Source organism: Sphingopyxis sp. (assembly GCF_040216815.1).
Lineage (GTDB): Bacteria > Pseudomonadota > Alphaproteobacteria > Sphingomonadales > Sphingomonadaceae > Sphingopyxis.
Map to the genome: position 1 here is coordinate 249,640 of NZ_JAVJOJ010000011.1, position 20,619 is coordinate 270,258.

Annotated in this window: 14 protein-coding genes; 4 read left to right on the plus strand and 10 right to left on the minus strand. The window is 63.3% G+C overall.

Annotated elements, in window-relative coordinates:
* Positions 1 to 95: 95 nt before the first annotated feature.
* Positions 96 to 2,384: a TonB-dependent receptor gene (locus RIA72_RS16145; RefSeq protein WP_350033088.1), complete on the plus strand. Its 2,289-nt coding sequence runs from the start codon at positions 96 to 98 to the stop codon at positions 2,382 to 2,384.
* A gap of 133 nt (positions 2,385 to 2,517) precedes the next feature.
* Positions 2,518 to 3,450 (plus strand): winged helix-turn-helix transcriptional regulator, encoded by a 933-nt coding sequence (locus tag RIA72_RS16150; RefSeq protein ID WP_350033089.1) that lies wholly within the window; start codon positions 2,518 to 2,520, stop codon positions 3,448 to 3,450.
* Between the two features lie 4 nt (positions 3,451 to 3,454).
* Here the strand turns inward: RIA72_RS16150 and RIA72_RS16155 are convergent, their stop codons facing one another.
* Genes RIA72_RS16155 through bglX form a run of 3 tightly spaced genes read right to left on the minus strand, consistent with a single transcriptional unit; the run spans position 3,455 to position 8,607 of the window.
* Positions 3,455 to 4,684 carry an MFS transporter gene (locus tag RIA72_RS16155; RefSeq protein ID WP_350033090.1) on the minus strand — a complete coding sequence of 410 codons (1,230 nt, stop codon included), beginning with the start codon at positions 4,682 to 4,684 and terminating at the stop codon, positions 3,455 to 3,457.
* A 40-nt stretch (positions 4,685 to 4,724) separates the two neighbouring features.
* Entirely contained in the window at positions 4,725 to 6,284 is a 1,560-nt protein-coding gene (locus tag RIA72_RS16160) for a sulfatase family protein (RefSeq protein ID WP_350033091.1), read from the minus strand.
* 4 nt (positions 6,285 to 6,288) lie between these two features.
* Positions 6,289 to 8,607 carry a beta-glucosidase BglX gene (bglX, locus tag RIA72_RS16165; protein WP_350033092.1) on the minus strand — a complete coding sequence of 773 codons (2,319 nt, stop codon included), beginning with the start codon at positions 8,605 to 8,607 and terminating at the stop codon, positions 6,289 to 6,291.
* A 272-nt stretch (positions 8,608 to 8,879) separates the two neighbouring features.
* Here bglX and RIA72_RS16170 point away from each other — a divergent pair, with 272 nt between their 5' ends.
* Both RIA72_RS16170 and RIA72_RS16175 read left to right on the plus strand, forming a co-directional pair.
* Positions 8,880 to 11,900: a TonB-dependent receptor domain-containing protein gene (locus RIA72_RS16170; RefSeq protein WP_350033093.1), complete on the plus strand. Its 3,021-nt coding sequence runs from the start codon at positions 8,880 to 8,882 to the stop codon at positions 11,898 to 11,900.
* Positions 11,901 to 11,968: 68 nt separating this feature from the next.
* Positions 11,969 to 13,489 carry a glucoamylase family protein gene (locus tag RIA72_RS16175; protein WP_350033094.1) on the plus strand — a complete coding sequence of 507 codons (1,521 nt, stop codon included), beginning with the start codon at positions 11,969 to 11,971 and terminating at the stop codon, positions 13,487 to 13,489.
* Between the two features lie 19 nt (positions 13,490 to 13,508).
* Here the strand turns inward: RIA72_RS16175 and RIA72_RS16180 are convergent, their stop codons facing one another.
* From RIA72_RS16180 to RIA72_RS16210, 7 genes are read right to left on the minus strand one after another with little or no spacing between them, the layout of a single operon-like run.
* Positions 13,509 to 14,372 (minus strand): endonuclease/exonuclease/phosphatase family protein, encoded by an 864-nt coding sequence (locus RIA72_RS16180; RefSeq protein WP_350033212.1) that lies wholly within the window; start codon positions 14,370 to 14,372, stop codon positions 13,509 to 13,511.
* Positions 14,372 to 15,718, minus strand: a complete 1,347-nt coding sequence (locus RIA72_RS16185; RefSeq protein ID WP_350033095.1) for a GH1 family beta-glucosidase — start codon at positions 15,716 to 15,718, stop codon at positions 14,372 to 14,374. Before RIA72_RS16185 ends, RIA72_RS16180 begins: the two co-directional genes overlap by 1 nt.
* Positions 15,715 to 16,458, minus strand: a complete 744-nt coding sequence (locus tag RIA72_RS16190) for a carboxylesterase family protein (RefSeq protein WP_350033096.1) — start codon at positions 16,456 to 16,458, stop codon at positions 15,715 to 15,717. Before RIA72_RS16190 ends, RIA72_RS16185 begins: the two co-directional genes overlap by 4 nt.
* A gap of 32 nt (positions 16,459 to 16,490) precedes the next feature.
* Complete coding sequence (locus tag RIA72_RS16195; RefSeq protein WP_350033097.1) at positions 16,491 to 17,306, minus strand: carbohydrate ABC transporter permease; 816 nt, start codon at positions 17,304 to 17,306, stop codon at positions 16,491 to 16,493.
* Positions 17,303 to 18,199: a carbohydrate ABC transporter permease gene (locus RIA72_RS16200; RefSeq protein ID WP_350033098.1), complete on the minus strand. Its 897-nt coding sequence runs from the start codon at positions 18,197 to 18,199 to the stop codon at positions 17,303 to 17,305. Before RIA72_RS16200 ends, RIA72_RS16195 begins: the two co-directional genes overlap by 4 nt.
* Positions 18,196 to 19,443 carry an extracellular solute-binding protein gene (locus RIA72_RS16205; RefSeq protein WP_350033099.1) on the minus strand — a complete coding sequence of 416 codons (1,248 nt, stop codon included), beginning with the start codon at positions 19,441 to 19,443 and terminating at the stop codon, positions 18,196 to 18,198. The genes RIA72_RS16200 and RIA72_RS16205 overlap by 4 nt, the downstream gene beginning before the upstream one ends.
* A gap of 37 nt (positions 19,444 to 19,480) precedes the next feature.
* The gene (locus tag RIA72_RS16210; protein WP_350033100.1) at positions 19,481 to 20,509 is read right to left on the minus strand and encodes a LacI family DNA-binding transcriptional regulator; all 1,029 of its coding nucleotides are present in this window, start codon (positions 20,507 to 20,509) and stop codon (positions 19,481 to 19,483) included.
* Positions 20,510 to 20,619 lie beyond the last annotated feature (110 nt).

Here is a 20,619-nt window from a genome sequence, read left to right on the forward strand (position 1 = left end):
TCTGACTTGCATAACGATACTTAAAGACGGTATGAGTCGCAAGGCCAGAAAAACATCGCGGGGCCAACCCGACGATAGTGGGAGGGAGAGTGTCTATGAAAACGCATTTGGTCGCGCTGTTCGCTGCATCCGCGCTTGTCAGTCCCGTTGCCGCCTTTGCGCAGGATGCGCCGGCCGCCGACGACAGGGGCGGGCTTGAAGAAATCATCGTCACCGCGCAAAAACGCGCCGAGGGGTTGTCCGACGTGCCGATCTCGATCTCGGCGGTCAGCGGCAAGCAGGTCGAAAATTACGGCCAGACCAACCTCGAACAAATCTCCTCATCGGTCCCGAACCTCAAGATCACGCAGACCGCGATCGCGAACCGCATCGCAATCCGCGGAATCGCGTCGGGCGACAACAAGGGGTTTGAACAATCGGTCGCGATGTTTGTCGACGGCGTCTATTACGGCCGCGACCAGCTTTCGCGCCTGCCGCTCGTCGATATGGAACGGGTCGAGGTGCTGCGCGGGCCGCAGCCGACCCTGTTCGGGAAAAATGCGATCGCGGGCGCGGTCAACATCACGACGCGCAGTCCGACCGACGCGTTCGAAGGCTCGGTGAGCGGCCTTTATGAATTCAATCACAAGGAATTCCAGCTCACCGGCGTCCTTTCGGGCCCCTTGAGCGACGGGATCGAGGCGCGCGTCGTCGGCTACCACCGCTCGATGGACGGCTATTTCCATAACCAGGAGCTCGATCGCGACGAGCCGAATGTCGATGAATATTATGTCCGCGGCAAGCTCGAGCTCGACAAGGGCGGGCCGTTCGCGGCCGAGCTCAAGCTCGAATATGCCGACTTCGAAATGAAGGGGCAGCCGCGCGACGTGTTCGGCGCCGTCGGCAATTACAACGCCGTTTTCCAGGGGCCCTTCTTTGTCAGCACCGACCCCGATTATGTCCGCGAGGATAATGGCTACGAGAGCAAAAACAAGGTTTTCGGGGCAACACTTAATGCCGATCTGGAACTCGGCGACCACACGCTCACCTCGGTTTCGTCGCTGCTCGATTACAAGACGCGCGAGATCGTCGACGTCGACTTTTCGGGCATCAGCTTCCTCGACGGCACCAATCTGCGCGAGGATTATCGTCAGTTCAGCCAGGAACTGCGCCTGACCTCGCCGGGTGGCGAGAGGTTCAATTATATCGCGGGCGTCTATTACCAGCACGCCAAGCTCGACGTGCAGGATTTCACGCGGTTCAACCCGACCTTCCTTGGTCTCGGCGCGCCGTTCAATGCGCTCGGCGACACGCGCAACGATCGCGACTACACACAGAAGTCGGACCTGGTTTCGGGCTTCGCGCAGGGTGAATTTTCGCTCACCGACCAGCTTCGCATCACGGCCGGGGCGCGTTTCAACCATGAAAAAAAGACCGGCAGCCGAACGCTGGCCGTCGTGCAGGGACCGCTCAGCACCGCCCCCGCGCCCGTCGTGGCGGCGGTGTTTCGCGCGCTCAACATCGAATCGCACAGCATTTCGGGCAAGATCAGCGAGGACAGCTTCAACCCGATGGTCAACGTGCAGTTCGACGCGACCGATGACCTGATGCTTTATGCCTCCTATGCCAGGGGGACAAAGGCGGGCGGTTTCGACATCCGGTCGAACTCGCTGCCGACCTCGACGACCGTTGCGCGCCCCGGGGCGTTCGAGTTCGAGGACGAAAGCGCCGACAATTTCGAGGCCGGGCTGAAATACAAGGGCCGCAATGTCGCGTTCAACCTGTCTTTCTATCGCACCGACTATAAGGATCTTCAGGTCAATATCTTCGACGGCACGCTGAACTTCAACGTCCGCAACGCCGCCGAAGCGCGCACGCAGGGGGTGGAGGCGGACTTCCGCGCCGCGATTGCCGACGGGCTGACCGTCAGCGGCGCGGTCGCCTATCTCGACTTCAAATTCACCAATTTCACCGATGGCCAATGCTATTATCTGCAGACGCCGGGACCGAACGGCTTTTGCGACTATTCGGGCAAGCGCAACGCCCTCAGCCCGAAATGGTCGGGCAATCTGAACCTCGATTACACCACCCCGGTGACGACCGACATGAAGGTCGCGCTGAACGTCAATGCCGACTTCTCCTCCTCCTACATCGCCGCGGCCAACCTCGATCCGCGGACGCACCAGGACGGCTATGTAAAGCTCGGTGCGCGTTTGGCGCTCGCCGAGGTCGACGATCGGTGGGAGATTGCGCTGATCGGGCGCAACCTGACGAACCAGCGCATCCTGCAAACGGGGAGTTCGATGCCACTCGCGACGACGATCACGCGCGGCGCCGGCAACGCCTATAACGGCATCGTCGACCGCCCGCGCACGATTGCGGTTCAGCTGACCGGACGCTTTTGAGGATGGTGTTTCAATTCGGATATTCTTTGCCCTAAAGACGTCATCCCGGCCTTCAACCAGAGGCTGAAGTTTATCCTGAGCGCCTGCCAAGGCAGTCGAAGGGCCGGGATGACGGTCTTAGCTAGGGGAGCGTGTGAAACACGACCGCACCATCAGGGCCTGTTCGATCTGGCGCGCGCTCGATGTCGTCGGCGACGTGCCGGTCCTGTTGCTCATGGAACAGACGTTCCTCGGCATCCACAGCTTCGATGAGTTTGTGGCGCGCACGGGGCTTGCGCGCTCGGTCGTCAATGGCCGGCTCAAGAAACTGGTCGAGGAGGATTGTCTCGCCAAGGTACCGAAAAAGGGTGCGCGCGGGTTTCACTATGTGCTGACCGAGAAGGGCCGCGATCAGTTTCCCAACGGCCTGATGATGCTGCGCTGGCAGCATAAATGGGAATCGGACAGCCGCGATTTTCAGGTTCGCCTGCACCATGCGACCTGCGGCCATGCGACCGAGCCGGTGCCGGTGTGCGCGCATTGCCGCGCCGAGATTGATCCGCGCGACGTCGACTGGCGCGAGGGGCCGGGGCTGGCGCAGGTCGTGCCGCATTACGAGCGCCGCCGCTTCAACGGCGTCGTCGCTGCGCGGCGTCCCGGCGGACGCCCGCTGGTCGACACGATGATCGAGCTGTTCGGCGACCGTTGGGCAACGCTCGTCGTCCGCGCGATGTTTACGCGCATAAACCGCTTCGACGATATACAGCGCGACACGCTAATGGCGACGAACATCCTGACCGGCCGCCTCGAACGGCTGGTGCGGCAGGGCATTTTGAAGACCATACCCTATTCGAGCCACGCCGATCGCGTCGAATATCGCCTGACCGCAAAAGGGCGCGATCTTTATCCGGTGCTGCTCGCGCTCCTGCAATGGGGCGATCGCTGGTTCGCCGACGAGCGCGGGCCGCCGCTGCTGTTGACGCACCGGCCGTGCGGCCACGATCTGCGCATGATCGCGGCGTGCAGCCATTGCGGCGACGAGTTGCAGCTTTCGAACAGCCGCTTCACCATCGACGAAACGCATTGACCGGTCAGGGCAGGACGCGGCCTTCGTCGCGTCGGGGCATCGGTGCGATGAACCGCAACACCAGCGCCGAGAGCAGCAGCCAGCCTGCCGACACGAGGATCGAGACGGGGAGCGAGGTCAGGTCGGCAATCAGCCCAAGGGCATAGGCGCCGAGCGCCATCGCGCCAAAGGTCACGGCTTGATAGATCGACAGGCAGCGGCCCAGGATTTCGTCGGGCGATCGCAGCTGCATCGCGACGTTGAGCGTCGTCAGCGTCGATACCCACGCGCCGCCCGCGACGAACGCTGCGGCCATCAGCGCGGGCAGGCTGGTGGTGGCCGCGACGGGCAGCATTGCGGCGGCGAATATCAGCGATGCGGCGGTCACGACCCGGTCGCTGCCCCAGCGCCGTCGCACGCGCCCCACCCACAGCGCGGCAAAGATCGAACCGGTGCCAAAGGCGGCGAGGCACAGGCCATAGATGATTTCGGTTCCGTCGAGCCGGTCGCGGACCAGCGAGGGGAGGAGCGCCTGAAAACCCGCCGCCCCGAAGCCAAAGGCAAAGCCGCGCACGAGTACCCGGCGCACGGGGTCCGAACGCGCGCAGAAGCGCAGGCCCTGGGCGATCGCGGACAGCATCGGCGTACGCCGCGGCGGGACGGTTTCGGGATGCCAGCGGAGCAGGACGACGATGAGCGCGATATAGCTCAGCGCATTGAGGCCGAAAGCCGCAGCGGTGCCGACGATCGAAATGAGCAGCCCGCCGAGCGCTGGCCCGGCGCTGCGCGCAAGATTGAACGCAATGGTGTTGAGCGCGATGGCTTGCGGCAGGTCTTTGGGGCCCACCTGCATCCGCACCGATGCCTGCCATGCGGGGCCGTTGAGCGCGGTGCCGCAACCGACGGCAAGAGTGAAAAAGAGGAGCGACAAGGGCGTGATCGCACCCAGCCACGTCGTCACGGTGAGCGCCGCCGATACGATGAGCATTCCGGTCTGCGCCGCGAGCATGATCCGCCGCCGGTCGAAATTATCGGCAATCGCGCCCGCAAAAATGCCGAGCAGCATGACGGGAATCGTCACGCCTGCCTGCACCAGCGCGATGAGCAGGTGCGAGTCGGTCAGCTCGGTCATCAGCCACGCCGCGGCGACCGACTGGATCATCGACCCCATGTTCGATGCGAGGTTGGCGATCCAGATTGCCCGAAACGCGGGATAGCGAAAGGGCGCGAACGCGGATGGCGGTTCGGGACTCACGCGCCGCGCCTACCGCTCGCGGGCGATGTCCGCAAGCCGGTCAGCGGATCGCGGGACCGCTCGTATCCGCATATTCGCGGCGAAGTTCGACCAAGCGCCGCTTCATCCGTTCGATCGCGCCTTTCATCGCCGGATCGTCGATCCGGTTGTCCATCTCGTTCGGGTCGGTCTGCAAATCGTAAAACTCCCAGGCGTCGAGGCCCTCGCCATAGAAACGGACGAGTTTGTAGCGCTCGCCGCGAACGCCATAATGGGCGCGCACGGCGTGAAAGCCCGGAAATTCATAATAATGATAATAAACGTCCCTGCGCCAGTCGGACGGCGTGCGCCCCGCGAGCAAGGGCGACATCGAGCGACCCTGGATCGTTGCCGGTCCCTTGACCCCGGCGAAGTCGAGGAAGGTCGGCGCATAGTCGATATTCTGGATCGGCGCCGCGATCCGCGTGCCGGGCCGGATATGCCCCGGATACTGGATCAGAAAGGGGGTGCGCATCGATTCTTCATAGATGAAACGCTTGTCGAACCACCCATGTTCGCCAAGGTAAAAGCCCTGGTCGGAGGTATAGACGACCACTGTATTCTTATCGAGGCCGCTTTCTTCCAGATAATCGAGCACCGCGCCGACGCCCTCGTCGACCGCGGCGATCGTGCCCAGATATTGCTGCATGTACCGCTGATATTTCCAGATCGCGAGGTCGCGGCCCGACAGGTTGGCGGTGTTCATGCGGTCGTTGTCGGCCTGCATCAGCGCGTCCCATTCGGCCTGCTGTGCGTGCGTCATGCGATCAAAGGCGTTCGGCCAGCGATTGTAGCGAAGCTGCGCCGAACCTTCGGCGACCGTCATCTTGAGGTCGTGCCCCTCATACATGTCGCGATAGATATTCATTTCCTGCGTGCCCGCCGCCATGCGGCCCGTATAATCGTCGAAATAATTGGCCGGGACGGGAAAGCTCACACCCTGATATTTCTGCACATGGCGCAGCGCGGGCATGAAATTGCGGTGCGGCGCCTTGTGGTGGATCAGGATCGCAAAGGGTTTCGACTTGTCGCGCCCGGTCTTCAGCCAGTCGAGGCTGAACTGCGTCGTCAGGTCGGTGGCATAGCCTTCGACGACGCTGCGGCCCTTGGGCGTGATGATGTCGGGATTATAATATTCGCCCTGATCGTCGAGCACCTTCCAGTCGTCGAAGCCGATACCGGCGGGCGAATAGTTGAGGTGCCATTTGCCGAACATCGCGGTGGCATAACCCGCCTGCGAAAGCGCGCGCGGCCAGACCCAGACGCTGTTGTCGAACTTGTTGCCATTCTGCCGGAACCCATGCGCATTGCTGTGCCGCCCGGTCAGCAGCGTCGCGCGGCTGGGACCGCACAGCGAATTGCCCACAAAGCTTTGGGTAAAAATGGCTCCATTTTTGGCGATCCGGTCGATATTGGGCGTCGGCGCCAGTTTCGACACGGGCGAGCCATAGGCCGAAATCGCCTGATAGGCGTGATCGTCGGACATGATGAAGACGATGTTCGGGCGGGCGGGGGACTGAGCCCCCGCCGCACCGACAAATGCCAGCGGCAGCGCAATCGCCAGCGAGAACCGAAGCGGCATGGCCCTACTCCGTCAGTTCAAAATCGGCTTCGGACCCTTCGGCGGACGACGGGCCGACCCACAGTTTGAATTGTCCCGGCTCGCTGCCCCAGCTCATATCCTGGCGGGTGAAGGCGAGATCGGCGTCGGTCAAGGTAAAGCGCAACGTCCGCTTTTCACCCTTTTTCAACGCGATCTTCTGGAAGCCTTTGAGTTCCCTGACCGGGCGCGTCACCGATCCGACCAGGTCGCGGACATAAAGCTGCACCACCTCTTCGCCGTCGCGCGCGCCGCTGTTGGTCACGGTGACGCTGGCGGTCAGCGGCTCGCCGGGGCGAATCTTGGCCTTGTCGAGCGTGACCGGCGAATAGGTGAAGCTGGTGTAGCTGAGGCCATAACCAAAGGGATAAAGCGGCGTGTTCGGCGTGTTGAGATAGCGCGAGACATATTTCGCCCCCGGCGCGCCGAGTTCGATCGGGCGGCCGGTATTCTTCATATCATAATGGATCGGCACCTGCCCGACATTGCGCGGAAAAGTCACCGGCAATTTGCCCGACGGGTTGTATCGTCCGTACAGCACGTCGGCGACCGCATGGCCGCCCATCGTGCCCGGATACCAGGCCTGGACGATCGCATCGACGTTCGCGTCGGCCCATTCGATGCTGTTCGGCCGCCCGCTCATCAGCACGAGGATGATCGGCTTGCCGGTTTTCCTGAGTTCTTCGAGCAACGCCTGTTGGTTGCCGGGCAGGTCGAGCGAGGTGCGGCTCGCTGCCTCGCCCGTCATGTTCCAATGCTCGCCCATCGCGGCGACGATGACATCCGATTTTGCGGCCAGCGCCAGCGCTTCGGCAAAGCCGTCGGTCTTGCCCGCATCGTCGAAGTCATAGCTCGCCCCCTTGGCATAGGAAACCGTCGTCCCCTTGGGCGCGCCCGCCTGCATCCCTTCGAGCAAGGTCACCGGCCGCGTCCGCCGGTCGCCCGCGGCCGACCAGCTGCCGATCATGTCTTCCTTGCTGTTGCCGAGCGGGCCGATCACCGCGATCGATTTTGCGCTGGCCGCCAGCGGCAGCGCATTGTCGTTGTTCTTGAGGAGGACAATCGACTTGCGCGCGACATCGCGCGCGGCTTCCAGAAACTCGGGCTTGTAAATCGTCGCCTTTTCGCGCGTTTCGTCGGCGTAACGATAGGGATCGTCGAACAGGCCGAGGCGATATTTCATTTCCAGAATCGCCTTTACCGCGGCATCGATGCGTGCCGTATCGGCCTTGCCTTCGGTGACCGATTTGGCAAGATTTTCCATGAAAACAGCGCCCTGCATGTCCATGTCGACCCCGGCATCGAGCGCCTGCTCGCCCGCCTGTTTCAAATCTTTCGCATAGCCGTGCGGCACCATTTCGTTGATCGACGTGTAATCGGTTACGACAAAGCCCTGAAAGCCCCATCTCTTGCGCAGCACATCGGTGAGCAGATAGCGGCTGCCCGACGCGGGAACGCCATCATATTCGTTGAACGACGTCATGAAGGTCGCGGCGCCCGCATCGACCGCGGCCTTGAACGGTGGCAGGTAGATGTCGCGCATCGTGCGTTCGGAAATATCGACGGTGTGATAGTCGCGTCCGGCCTGTGCGGCGCCATAGGCGGCGAAATGCTTGGCGGTGGCGAGGACGGTGTCGGGCCGTGAAAGATCGCCGCCCTGATAACCGCGGACGCGCGCCCTTGCGATCTGGCTGCCCAGATAGACATCCTCGCCCGCGCCTTCGGAAATCCGGCCCCAGCGCGGGTCGCGCGCGATGTCGACCATCGGCGAGAAAGTCCAGTGAATGCCCTCGGCCGAAGCTTCAGTGGCCGAGATTCGCGCCGCCTTTTCAATGGCCTGCAAGTCCCAGCTGGCCGCTTCGCCGAGCGAGATGGGGAAAATCGTGCGGTGGCCGTGGATCACGTCATAGCCGAAGAGCAGAGGGATTTTGAGCCGCGTACCCTCGACCGCGAGCGCTTGAAGTTCCCGCGTATATCGGGCGGTATAGGCATTGAAGATCGCCCCGACGCGCCCGGCGCGAATATCTTCCTTATAGCTATCGCGCATCGTCGGCCCGGTCGATTCCCAATTGCTCGTGAGTAGGGTGAGCTGGCCGATCTTTTCGTCGAGGGTCATCTTCGCCATCAGATCGGCGACGAAGCGATCCATTGCGGGGTCGGCACGGCGCCAGCTGGCAGCATCGACAGGCGCCTCGTCGGTCGATGTCGCCGGAGGAGCGGCGTGCAGCGGGGCAGCGGGCAGCGATCCCGCGGCCAGAAGGGTGGCAAGCGTGGCGCTTGTCAGGTTGCGCGAAATCGGCGGCATGATTCGTCCTTCCCAGTCAATTCCCATTATAGATTCTCACGGGATTGGCCAAAAAACGGCCAAAACCGGCTGGTCCCCGATTTCGTCATCCTGTGTCGCTTCCCCCTATACAGTCATCGTGAAACCGGTTACAAATCAAAAAAACGACGACGGAAATTTCCCGCGATTCGTCGCGATCCGGTGGCAAGGCCGGGCCGCGATCAAAGGCGAGGGCGGGGAATGTCGGGGCAAAAAGGGAGGATGCTGTGACGCTTTCACATGAAATTCGGAATATGGGTGCTCGCCGTTCGCGCAGGCGGTCGCTTGCCGCTGCGCTGGCATTGGGCAGCGCGGCTGCGGCCATGGCGGTCGCCGTTGCGATCCCCGCCCATGCGCAGGTGTCGAATGCTTCGCTTCGCGGCACCGTAAAGGCCGAGGGCGGCGTGACACAGGTGACGGCGATCAACGTGAACACCGGCCTGACGCGCAGCGTCGCGGTGGGGGAGAATGGCAGCTATAATATCGCCTCGCTTCCCGTCGGCACCTATCGCCTTGAACTCACGACGCCGGGCGGCGTTCGCCGCACCGACGAATTCACGCTGTCGGTCGGCCAGAGCGCGGTTCTCGACTTTGACTTTTCGCAGCCCGACATCGCGTCGGACGACGGCGCGATCATCGTCACCGGTACCCGCCTCCGTTCGATGGAGGGCGGCGAAGTTGGGACCAACATCAGCCAGCGGTTGATCGAGCAGCTGCCGCAGAACAACCGCAACTTCCTTGCCTTCGCCGATCTGGCGCCCGGCGTCCAATTCATCACCGCGGGCAACGATCAGTCGCGGCTTCAGGGCGGGGCGCAGGGCAGCAATTCGGTGAACATCTTCATCGATGGTGTCGGGCAGAAGGATTATGTCCTGAAAAACGGCATTACCGGGCAGGATTCGACCCAGGGCAACCCGTTCCCGCAGCTTGCGGTCGGCGAATATCGCGTCATTTCATCGAACTATAAGGCCGAGTTCGATCAGGTTAGCTCGGTCGCCATCACCGCCGTCACCAAATCGGGGACCAACGAATTCCACGGCGAAGCCTTTGTCGATTTTACCAACCAGAGCCTGCGCGATCCGCGTCCGAGCGAACTGGCGGGCAGCAAGGTCAAGACGAAGGATTTTCAGTTCGGCGGTGCGCTCGGCGGTCCGATCATCAAGGACATGCTCCACTTCTTTGCGACCTATGAAGGCAAAAGGCGGATCAACCCGCGCGATGTCACGCCCGGCCTGCAATTGCCCGTCGATTTTTTCCCGACGCAGTATCGCGACGCATTCGGTCCGCGCAACGAAACCTTCGACGAGAATCTCTACTTCGGTAAGTTGAACTTCACGCCCACCAGCAAGGATTTGTTCGAATTTTCCGTCAAATATCGTGACGAAAGTGGCGAAACCTTCAACAGCGGCATCGCCGCCTTTGAAACGCGCACTATCGCCAAGGTTGAGGAATGGCGCGGCCTCGCGCGCTGGGAGCACACCAGCGACACCTGGATCAATGATTTCAAGGTCGCCTATGAGGATGTGACCTGGGGGCCCCGGCCGCTCAATTTCGGCAATATTTCGGTGTTTAACGCGACGGTGCCCAATGCGCCGCCGCTGACCGGAACGCGGCGCGGCGACATTCTTCGCATCGGCGCGGGCAGCAATTTTCAGGACAAAGGCCAGTCTGGTTGGCAAGTGTCGGATGATTTCACCTGGACCGGGATGGAAGGCCATACCTTCAAGGTCGGCGTGAAGGCGAAGTGGGTCACGCTGCGCACGACGCAGCAGAATAATATCAATCCCATTTTCACTTATAATGTGAATTATAATCCTGGTGGCGGGACGTTCAACGATACCATTCCCTATCGCATGGAATTCGGCGCAGCCGTCGCCGATGGCGATCCCAATATCCGGTCCAAGAACTTCCAGTTCGGCATTTATGCGCAGGACGATTGGGAGGTCGACGACCGGCTGACGCTCAATATCGGCCTGCGCTGGGATTATGAACGCACGCCGGCGTTCCTGAATTACGAACATGATCCGGCCATCGCCGAGTTCGTGGCGGGCCGTGCATCCTATACCGGGCCCAATGGCTCGGTGACGCCGCCCTATATGAACCTCACCAACGCCAACTACGACATCGACGATTATATTTCGACGGGCAGCGAGCGCAAAGCCTTCAAGGGCGCATGGCAGCCGCGCCTCGGCTTCACTTATGCGCTCGATGAGGAAAAGCGCTTTGCAATCTTTGGCGGCTATGGCCGTTCCTACGATCGCACCCAGTTCGATTTCATCCAGCAGGAACTGGCGCAGGGTCTCTATGCCAACCGGGTGTTCAACTTCAACAACCCCGGCGATACGCTCAACACCTGCGCGCCGAGCGCGACCTGCATCCCGTGGAATCCGGCCTATCTGACGGCTGAAGGCCGGGCAGCGCTGATTGCCGGATTGCCGATCGGCGCGGGGCGCGAGCTTCGCTTCATCAAGAACGACATCAAGGTGCCCTATTCGGACCAGTTCAGCCTGGGTGTGCGCGGCCGGTTCAACCTGCTCGACCTCGAAGCAGGCTATAGCTATGTCGAAAGCAAGGATGGCTTTGCCTATTTGCTCGGCAACCGCCGTCCCGACGGCAACTTCTTTGCCCCGACCGGGTCGCCGAGTTCGCCCTTCGGCAATCCCCCGGCACCGTTCGGCAGTATCATCATCGGGACCAACGGCCTCGAAACGCGCGCCAACACGGCCTATTTCAAGCTGACGAAGCGCTACACCGAATTTTCGCCGTGGAGCCTCGATGCGACCTACACCTTCACCAACGCCGAGGCGAACCGGCAGTTCGGCGAAGTCTTCAGCCTCGATTATCCGAGCCTCGACGACTATCCGTTCGTCACCTCGACCGGTGTGCGCAAGCACCGCTTCGTGATGGCCGGAACCGTCGACTTGCCGATCGGCGTCACGCTGTCGGGCAAATTCCAGATTGCTTCGCCCAAATATCTCAATGCCTTCGTCAATACGGCCGGCCCGCCGCCGAGCCGGACGATCGTTTCGACCAAGACCGAAGGAAATGGCGATTTGTGGGGGTTCCGTCAGATGGATCTGTCGGCGACCAAATATATTCCGATCGGCTTCATCAACGATGAAGCACGATTGCGCCTCCGCGTCGATATCATCAACCTGTTCAACGATCGCAATTACAGCGGCTTCAACTCGGTTACCGGGCTGCGGAACCCGAACGATCTCGGTATTGATGGGCCGCCGCGTACGATTAAGGTCTCGGCCGGCTTCTCTTTCTGACCGGCTGACAGGACGCCCGGCCACACCCCCCCTCCCGTCGGCCGGGCGCCCATTTTTTGGAGTATCCAATGTCATTTCGTCTCGGGGCGTCGCTTATGCCTCTCGCCGCACTCAGCGTCGCGGCCTGTACCGCTGCGCCGGTGCCGTCCCCCGCCATGCCGTCCACTCCCGCCGCGCTCGCACCGATCAGCGAGGCGGCCTTTTCCGAAGAGCTGACCGAGCGGACCTTCCGCTACTTCTGGGATACGACCGATACGAAACGCTGCCTGGCGCCCGACCGCTGGCCGAGCAATCCTTTCTCGTCGATCGCCGCGACGGGGTTTGCGCTCACCGCTTATGGGATCGGCGCCGAGCGCGGTTATGTGACGCGCGCCGCGGCTGCCGAACGCACGCGCGACTGCCTGCGCTTCTACTGGACCGCGCCGCAGGGCCCGGCGGCGTCGGGCGTGAGCGGGCACAAGGGCTTTTTCTATCATTTCCTCAATAATGAGGACGGGACGCGGCGCGGCAAGACCGAGCTGTCGACCGTCGACACCGCACTGCTGCTCGGCGGCGTGCTGTTTGCGCAAAGCTATTTCGACCGCAATAATCCGGTCGAAGCCGAAATCCGCGATCTTGCTGAGAAAATCTATGGTCGCGTCGACTGGACCTTCGTTCAGCGGCGCAATTCGACCATAGCCTCGCGCAACGGCGGCGGGCCGCTGGCAATCGCGATGGGCTGGTATCCCGAACGCGGCAATGGCGGCGATTTCGGAACCCACGACTGGGTCGGCTATAATGAGGGGATGCTCGTCTATATCCTCGCGCTCGGCTCGCCGACGCATCCGGTGAGCAAGGAGGCGTGGGACAAGGGCTGGGCGGCCGATCTCGAAAAGGATTGGGGCACCTATTATGGGCAGGAGCATCTGCAGTTCGAACCCTTGTTCGGGCATCAGTACAGCCATGTCTGGGTCGATTTCCGTGGCATTCGCGACGCTTTCATGCGCGGCAAGGGCATCGACTATTTCGAGAACAGCCGCCGCGCGACCCTGTCGCAGCGCGCCTATGGCGCCGACAATCCAAACAAATGGGCCGATTACAGTGCCGACATCTGGGGTTGGACCGCGTCGGACGGCCCGGGATATAGCGAGGGCAAATATAGCGTCGCGGGCACGCCGCGGAACTTCAACGGCTATATGGCGCGCGGCGTCAGCGCGGGGCGCGTTGTCGACGACGGCACGATCGTGCCGACCGCGGCGGGGGGCTCGATCCCCTTCGCGCCCGAGGTGACGATCCCCGCGCTGATGGCGATGCGCAGCCAGTATGGCGCGCGTCTCTACACCGAATATGGCTTCAAGGACGCGATCAACCCCAGCTTCACCTTCACCGATTTCGGATCGAAGTCGGGCGAGGTCGACGCGCAAAAGGGCTGGATCGCGCGCGACTATATCGGCATCGACCAGGGGCCGATCCTCGCGATGATGGAAAATCATCGCAGCGGACTCGTGTGGAAGGTGATGCGCAAGAATCCGCACATCATTCGCGGCCTGAAACGCATCGGCTTTACCGGCGGCTGGCTCGACCAGGTAAAGGACGCAAACGCCGAATAGGCCGTGTCGTCCGGCGACGTCAGCAACCTTTCCCGATGCACAGGTCGGCGAGCACCGGATAATGATCGGACGGCAGCTTGCCGCCCGTATGCTGCGTCAGCGTCGCGTGACGGAGCACCGCAACGCCGTCGCCGACGAAAATATGGTCGATGGGGCTCGCATCATTCTGCTCGATCCGGAAACCGGTGAAGGTGCCGCGCGGGCCGAAATGCGGCGTGCGGCTGATCGTCAGCGTGTCGCTGAGTGCGCCGTCGCCTGCTTCGGTGATCGCGCTATAGGGGGCGCTGTCCACCGGGCTGTTGAAATCGCCCATCAGCACGGCGCTTTCCCCTGCGCGGCGGTTTGCGGCCATCCAGCGGCGGATCTGGCGCGCGCTCTCCAGCCGTGCGGTCGTGCCGACATGATCCATATGCGTGTTGACGACGAGCAGGCTCCGCCGCGCGCCCTTGTCTTTCAGCCGCGCCCAGGTCGCGACACGCGGATAGGCGGCGTCCCATCCCTTGCCCGGAACATCGGGGCTCGGCGACAGCCAGAAGGTTCCCGACGCGACCAGCGCAAAGCGGTCGCGGCGAAAGCCGAGCGGCGAAAATTCGCCCTTGTCCCTGCCGTCGTCGCGCCCCGCGCCGACGAAGGTGTAGCCGGGCAGGTCGGCCTCGACCGCCTGTTTCTGGTGCAATAGCACCTCCTGCATTCCGACGAGGTCGGGTGCATAATAGGCGATCAGGCTCGTCAGCGCGGCGCGGCGATGCGGCCAGCCATTGTCGCCATCCGACGCGATGTCGAGCCGGATGTTATATGTCATCGCGCTATAGCGATCGGCGCGCTCCTTGGCCGCCACGGGCAGCGCGAGCAAGGCCGCAAGGATGAGCGCCAGCCATCGCATCAACCGAGGTTCCCGCCATTTGCCGCGATGACGCTGCTATAGAAACGCGCGCTGCGCTTGGGCGTGCGCACCTGCGTTTCGTAATCGACATGGATGATGCCGAAGCGCTTGGAAAAGCCGAGCGACCATTCGAGATTGTCGAGCAGCGACCAGGCCATATAGCCGCGCACATCGACCCCCTTTTTGATCGCGTCGCCGATCGCCGAGATATGCGTGCGCAGATAGTCGCAGCGTAGCGGGTCGTCGATACCGTCGGGCCCCGCCTGTGGCGGGTCGTAAAAGGCTGCGCCATTTTCGGTTATATAGACGGGAATATCGCCATAGGTGTCGCGAAACCAGACAAGCATGTCGGTCAGCGCGGGCGGATAGACTTCCCAGTCGGTCGTGGTGTGCGTCGCAATCTGTTTGACCGGCGAGGCGCCGAGTGGCCACTGGTTCGGGTCGGCCTTTACCACGTTGCGCGTGTAATAGTTGATGCCGATGAAATCGACGGGCTGGCAGATGTCGGCCATGTCCTCGGCCGCCCATTGCGGCCATGCCTCACCGAAAATCTCGGCCATTTCGGCGGGGTAGGAACCTTTCAGCGCCGGGTCGAGATATTGGCGGTTCATGTAGGCGTGGGCGCGCTGCGTCGCGGCGCGATCCTCGGTGCTGTCGCTCGCCGGATATTTGGGTTCGATGTTGACGACCAGCCCGATTTCATGCGCGCCGGTGGCGCGATAGGCCTGTACCGCGCGGCCGTGCGCACGCATCAGATTGTGGCTGGCGATCGGCGCCTCGAACATGTTGCGGTGGCCGGGCGCCAGCGCGCCGTGGAGGTAGCCGCCGTCGGTGATCACCCAGGGTTCGTTCAGCGTCACCCATTTCTTCACCCGCCCGTCGAGCGCGCGGTACATCACATCGGCATATTCGGCGAACCAGTCGGCGCTGTCGCGGTTGAGCCAGCCGCCCCGGTCGTCGAGCGCCGCGGGCAGATCCCAATGGTGCAGCGTCAGCAACGGTTCGATATCATGCTTCAGCAATTCGTCGACCAGCCGTTCGTAAAAGCGGAGGCCCTTGGCGTTCACGCGCCCCGTTCCGTCGGGAAGTACGCGGCCCCAGTTGACGCTGAAGCGATAGGCCTGGAGCCCCAGCTCCTTCATCAGCGCCACGTCGCTTTCCATGCGGTTATAATGGTCGCACGCGACATCGCCCGTATCGCCGGGCGACGCCATCAGCCGCGGGTCGTGGCTGAACCGCTGCCAGATGCTGGCGCCCGCGCCGTCGGCAAGCGGCGATCCTTCGATCTGATAGGCCGCGGTCGCGGCGCCCCACAGGAAATTGTCGGGGAAAGCGGAAGTCGTCATTTTTTATCCTTGGTCATCGTGGGGAGGCGGTGGGAGAGCAGCCAATAATAGAGCGCGGGGTCGTCATACGCCGGGTCCCAGGCATTATGGCCAAGGTCGGGATAGATGGTCAGGCGCGACGCGCGGCCGCCGCACGCGCGGATCGCGCGCGCCATTGCAAAACTGCCTTCGGGCACCACCACATCGTCGCGGTCGCCGTGAAAGGCCCAGACGGGCGTGTCCTTGAGCGCGCAGGCGCCGGCGGGATCGCCGCGCCCCGCCACCGGCGCGACGGCGGCGAACCGGCGCGGATCGGCCGCCGCCCAGCGCCAGCTCGCATGGCCTCCGCGGCTGAGCCCGGTCAGATAGATGCGGGTGCGGTCGATGCGATGCGTCCGCACGATATGATCGAGCAGCCGCTCGAGCTTTGCGACGTCCCAATCCTGATCGGCGCCGAGCAGCGGCGATACTGTCACAAAGGGAAAGTCGGGGCTGCGGTCGGCGATCTTCGGCGGTCCATGGACCTTGACCTTCGCGACATCGTCGCCGCGCTCGCCCGATCCGTGAAGAAAGATCAGCAGTGGCCAGTCGGCTTTCTGATCCGCCGAATATCCGCGCGGCAGGAACAGCTGATAGGGATAATTGCCCGTCTCGATCGCGGGTTGCGGCGATTGTCCGTCCACTGCGGCCTGCGCCGGGGCGGCCGCGGGGAGGGCGAAGGAGAGGGCGAGCGCCGAAAGCGCCGCCAGGCGAAATCGCATTGTTATTGTCCTTTTCTGGGCAGGAGGGCGGGTCATCCCTTGACGCTCCCGGTGAGCAGACCGCTCAGATAGAAGCGCTGAAGGGCGAGGAAGAGGATGAGCACGGGCAGGGTGGTGACGACGGCGCCGGCCATCATCAGTTCATTATCCTGCACATGTTCGCGGCTCATCGCCGCGAGCGCCACGGGCAGCGTATAAAGCTCCTGATCGGCGAAGATGATGAGCGGCCACATGAAATCGTTCCAGCTGCCGAGAAAGACGAACAGCGCGAGCGTGACGATGATCGGGGTGAGCAGCGGCAGCACGATGCGGCGCAAAATCTGGCCCTCGCTGGCGCCGTCGATGCGCGCGGCTTCGAGCATTTCGTCGGGGATCGACAGGCAATATTGGCGGACGAGGAAAATACCGAAAATCCCGGCAAGCCACGGCACCAGCGCGCCGGCATAGCTGTTGACCAGCCCCATGGCCTTGAGTTCGAGGAACAGCGGCAGCATCCCGATCTGCCCCGGCACGACAAGCGCCGCGACGAGCAGGCGAAAGGTCGCGTCGCGGCCGCGAAAACGCAGCTTGGCAAAAGCGTAACCCGCCGGGACCGTAAAGAGCAGCGCGAGCAGCGTCGCGAGCGTCGAGACGAGCAGGCTGTTCGCCAGGAAACGGCGGGCGCCGAAGGTGTCGAACAGCGCGCGATAATTTTCGAAACTGGGATCGCTCGGCAGCAGCGGCGGCGGGAACTGCGCCGCTTCGCCGCGCGCCATGAAGCTGACCGAGACCATCCAGACGAGCGGCGCGATAGTGAGCAGCGCGACGAGTGCGGCGAACAGGGTGACGGTCCAGCGGCGCAGGCTCATATCGCTCCGCTCCGCTTTGCCAGCCGCAATTGCACCAGCGTTACCGCCAATATGCAGAGGAAGAGGAGAAAGGCGACCGCCGCGCCCGACCCCAAATTCCACCATTTGAACCCTTCCTCATACATGAAATAGAGGATTGTCACCGTCGACTGGGCCGGGCCGCCCTGTGTCATCACATAGGGTTCGGCAAACAGCTGGAACATGCCCGCGACGGTCAGCACCGACACGAGCAGCACCGTCGGCGCGACCGCGGGCAGGGTGACGTGGCGCAGCCGCGTGAACCAGCCCGCTCCGTCGATGCGCGCCGCCTCGTCGAGTTCGCGCGGCACCGTCTGTAGCGCCGCGAGGAAGATGATCATGTTATAGCCAAAGGTCTTCCAGCCGACGAACAGCAGGATCGCGGGCAGCGACGCGGTGGGGCTGCCCAGCCAGTCGATCGGTGCGATCCCGAACAGCGACAGCAGATAGTTGACGAGCCCGTAGCGCGTGTGGAGCAGATAGCGCCACACCACGGCCGTCGCCACCAGCGTCGTCACATAAGGCGCGAAGAGCGCGACGCGCCACACCGGCCGCCACGCAAGCCAGCGCGAATTGACGAGCATTGCGGCTGAGAGCGACAGCGCGACAATGAAGGGCGTACCGATCGCGACGAACAACAAGCTGTTCGTCATCGCCTTCCAGAACAGGGGATTGGCGACCAGCCTTTCGTAATTCTGGAAACCGATGAAACGCAGATTGCCCAGGTCGGCGAGCGCATAGATGTCGAAGTCGGTAAAGCTCAGGAACAGCGATGCGGCGGCGGGAAAGACGAAGAAGACAAGGATCGCGGCGAGCGCGGGCGCGCTCATCGCCCAGCCGGCGCGTGCTTCGCCGGGACGGCCCACCCCGCTCACAGCGCCCGTCCCTTGTCCAGCATCCAGCGACGCTTTTCGAGCAGGCGGTCGGCGCGGCGGTCGATTTCGCGCGCGGCGGCCTCGATGCTGTACTGGCCGCGTACCATGCGTTCGGCGACCACCTGCATCTCGGTGACGATGCGTTCCCATTCGGGCACTTTGGGGAGCGCGGTTGCGCGTTCGAGTTGGGCGGCGAAGGGCGCGACGATGGGGTCGCTCGCAAGACCTGCCGCGCGCCACGCCGAGCGCCGCGCGGGAAGATTGCCCGTCAGCCGGTGAAGTTCGATCTGCGCGGCGGGCGAGAGTAGGCGCGCGACAATATCCCATGCCGCGGCCGGGTCGGCCTGGCTGGCAAAAACGACGAGGCTCGATCCACCGGGCGCGGCCGAACCCATACCAGCGGGGCCAGGATTGGGCGCGGTCGCCCATTTGTCCTGCATATCGGGCGCGAGGCGGCTTTTCATATCGCCGATCGTCCACGGGCCTGAGGTGAAGATGCTGAAATAGCCTTTCGCAAATTCGGTCCAGATGTTGGAGATTTGCGTCGCCGACGCGATTGGCGCCAGCTCCTCGTCAAACAGCGACTTGTAAAAGGCGAGCGCGGCCTTGAACTCCGGCTCGGCAAAGGCCCCGCGCGCGCCGTCGTCGCGCAGCAGCCGCGCGCCCGAGGATAGCGCGATGGTCAGCAATTGCTCAAACTCGTTGAGCGGCAGCAGCACGGCGTAATTTCCGGGCCCTGCCAGCGCCTTGACGCGGTGCAGCGCGCGCTTCCACTCGCTCCACTTAAGCGGTGGCGCCGCATATCCGGCGCGCGCGAACATGTCCTTGCGGTAGAATTGCAGCCGCGTGTCGACATACCAGGGCACCGCCCAGGCCGTGCCGCCGATCCGGTTGGTGTCGACCACCGCGGCGAACTGATCGTCGAGCAGCTGTGCTGCCGCCGCGGGCAAGGGCGCGATCGCGCCGATAGCCGCCATCTCGGCAATCCAGCTGTTGCCGACCTGCCCGATCGCCGGCAGCGACCCGCCCGCAAAACCGGTGAGCAGTTTTTCGTGCGCCGCGCTCCACGGCAGCGGCTGCACCTCGACCGGCGGAAGGCTCGCGGGCAAGGCGAGCGTCTTGATGAGCGCGGGAAGGCTGGCCCCTTCATTGCCCATCGCCCAGATGGTCAACGCCTCGCCATTCCGCGCGCCACAGCCGCCCAGCGTCGGGAGCAGGGGCAGCGCCGCAAGCGCGCCCGTCAACTGGCGCCGTCCTAACCGCATCGGGCGCCGTCGGGGGTCACAGGCGCGCGCCGCCAGCGACCGTCGCGGCGGCTTCGCCTGCGGTGGTGCCGCGCGCGATCAGTTCGGGGGTGAGGATCGTCGCGTTCGCCGCGCCGAGCGTCTCGCCGCGCAACATGCGCAGGAGCAGCATCATCGCGGTTGACCCCAGCCGGTCGATATGGACCTGCATCGTCGAGAGCGAGGGGTTGAGGTGACGCGCGAGCGGAATATCGTCGAAGCCCGCAACCATGATGTCGCCCGGCACCGACTTGCCCGCCTCGGCCAGTCCCGCGATCAGCCCCACCGCCATCTGGTCGTTCGCGGCGAAGACCGCGTCGGCGGGCAATTGGCCCTGCACCAGCAACCGTGCCGCTTGCGCGCCGCTTTTTTCCGAAAAGTCGCCGGGAAGGATCGCGGGCGTGAGAACACCCCCGATCTTCGCCATAGCGTCGGTAAAGCCGCGCTGGCGGTCGCGCGCGTCGCGATTATGTTTGGGACCGGCGATATGGACGATCTGGCGGGCGCCGCGCGCCAGCAGCGCTTCGGTCATTGTATAGGCGCCATGATAATTGTCGACGGCGACAAAGGGCAGATCGAGCGAGCCCGCGTCATAGTTGAGCAGCACGGTCGGCAGCGCAGGGTCGAGATAATCGGCGAGCAGCTCGGGCTTGAGGTCGGGGGGCATGACGAGCAGGCCGTCGACACGGCCGCGCATCGCGGCGATTGCTGCCGCGGTTTCATGCGTGCTGCCGTGCATGTTGCCGAGCAGCAGATGCATCTCCGATTCATGCGCGACAAGGTCGATCCCGCGGATGATTTCGGAGAAGAACTCGCCGAACAGGTCCGGCAGGATGACGCCGACGGTATCGGTCTTGCGCCGCGTCAGGCTGCGCGCGCCGCTGTGCGGCACGAAATTGAGCTTCTTGACCGCCGCCATCACCGCGGCGCGCGTCGGCGCGGTGACGTTGCCGAGGCCGTTGATTGCGCGCGACGCGGTTGCGACCGAAACCCCCGCTTCGCGGGCGACATCTCTCAATGTAGTCATGCCGCCTTCCCCCTCTTTTCCGCGTGGCGCGCGGCGGTGATGGTGACTCGCCGCGCTCGCCGGGATTTCTGTTCCGGGCATTGAATGGAGTAACCGGTTACAAGGCTCCA

Coding starts and splice junctions, on each gene's coding strand:
- RIA72_RS16175 (WP_350033094.1), top strand. CDS start 11,969: ATGTCATTTCGTCTCGGGGCGTCGCTTATGCCTCTCGCCGCACTCAGC.
- RIA72_RS16185 (WP_350033095.1), bottom strand. CDS start 15,718: ATGACGACTTCCGCTTTCCCCGACAATTTCCTGTGGGGCGCCGCGACC.
- RIA72_RS16180 (WP_350033212.1), bottom strand. CDS start 14,372: ATGCGATGGCTGGCGCTCATCCTTGCGGCCTTGCTCGCGCTGCCCGTG.
- RIA72_RS16160 (WP_350033091.1), bottom strand. CDS start 6,284: ATGCCGCTTCGGTTCTCGCTGGCGATTGCGCTGCCGCTGGCATTTGTC.
- bglX (WP_350033092.1), bottom strand. CDS start 8,607: ATGCCGCCGATTTCGCGCAACCTGACAAGCGCCACGCTTGCCACCCTT.
- RIA72_RS16170 (WP_350033093.1), top strand. CDS start 8,880: ATGGGTGCTCGCCGTTCGCGCAGGCGGTCGCTTGCCGCTGCGCTGGCA.
- RIA72_RS16195 (WP_350033097.1), bottom strand. CDS start 17,306: ATGAGCCTGCGCCGCTGGACCGTCACCCTGTTCGCCGCACTCGTCGCG.
- RIA72_RS16210 (WP_350033100.1), bottom strand. CDS start 20,509: ATGACTACATTGAGAGATGTCGCCCGCGAAGCGGGGGTTTCGGTCGCA.
- RIA72_RS16190 (WP_350033096.1), bottom strand. CDS start 16,458: ATGCGATTTCGCCTGGCGGCGCTTTCGGCGCTCGCCCTCTCCTTCGCC.
- RIA72_RS16145 (WP_350033088.1), top strand. CDS start 96: ATGAAAACGCATTTGGTCGCGCTGTTCGCTGCATCCGCGCTTGTCAGT.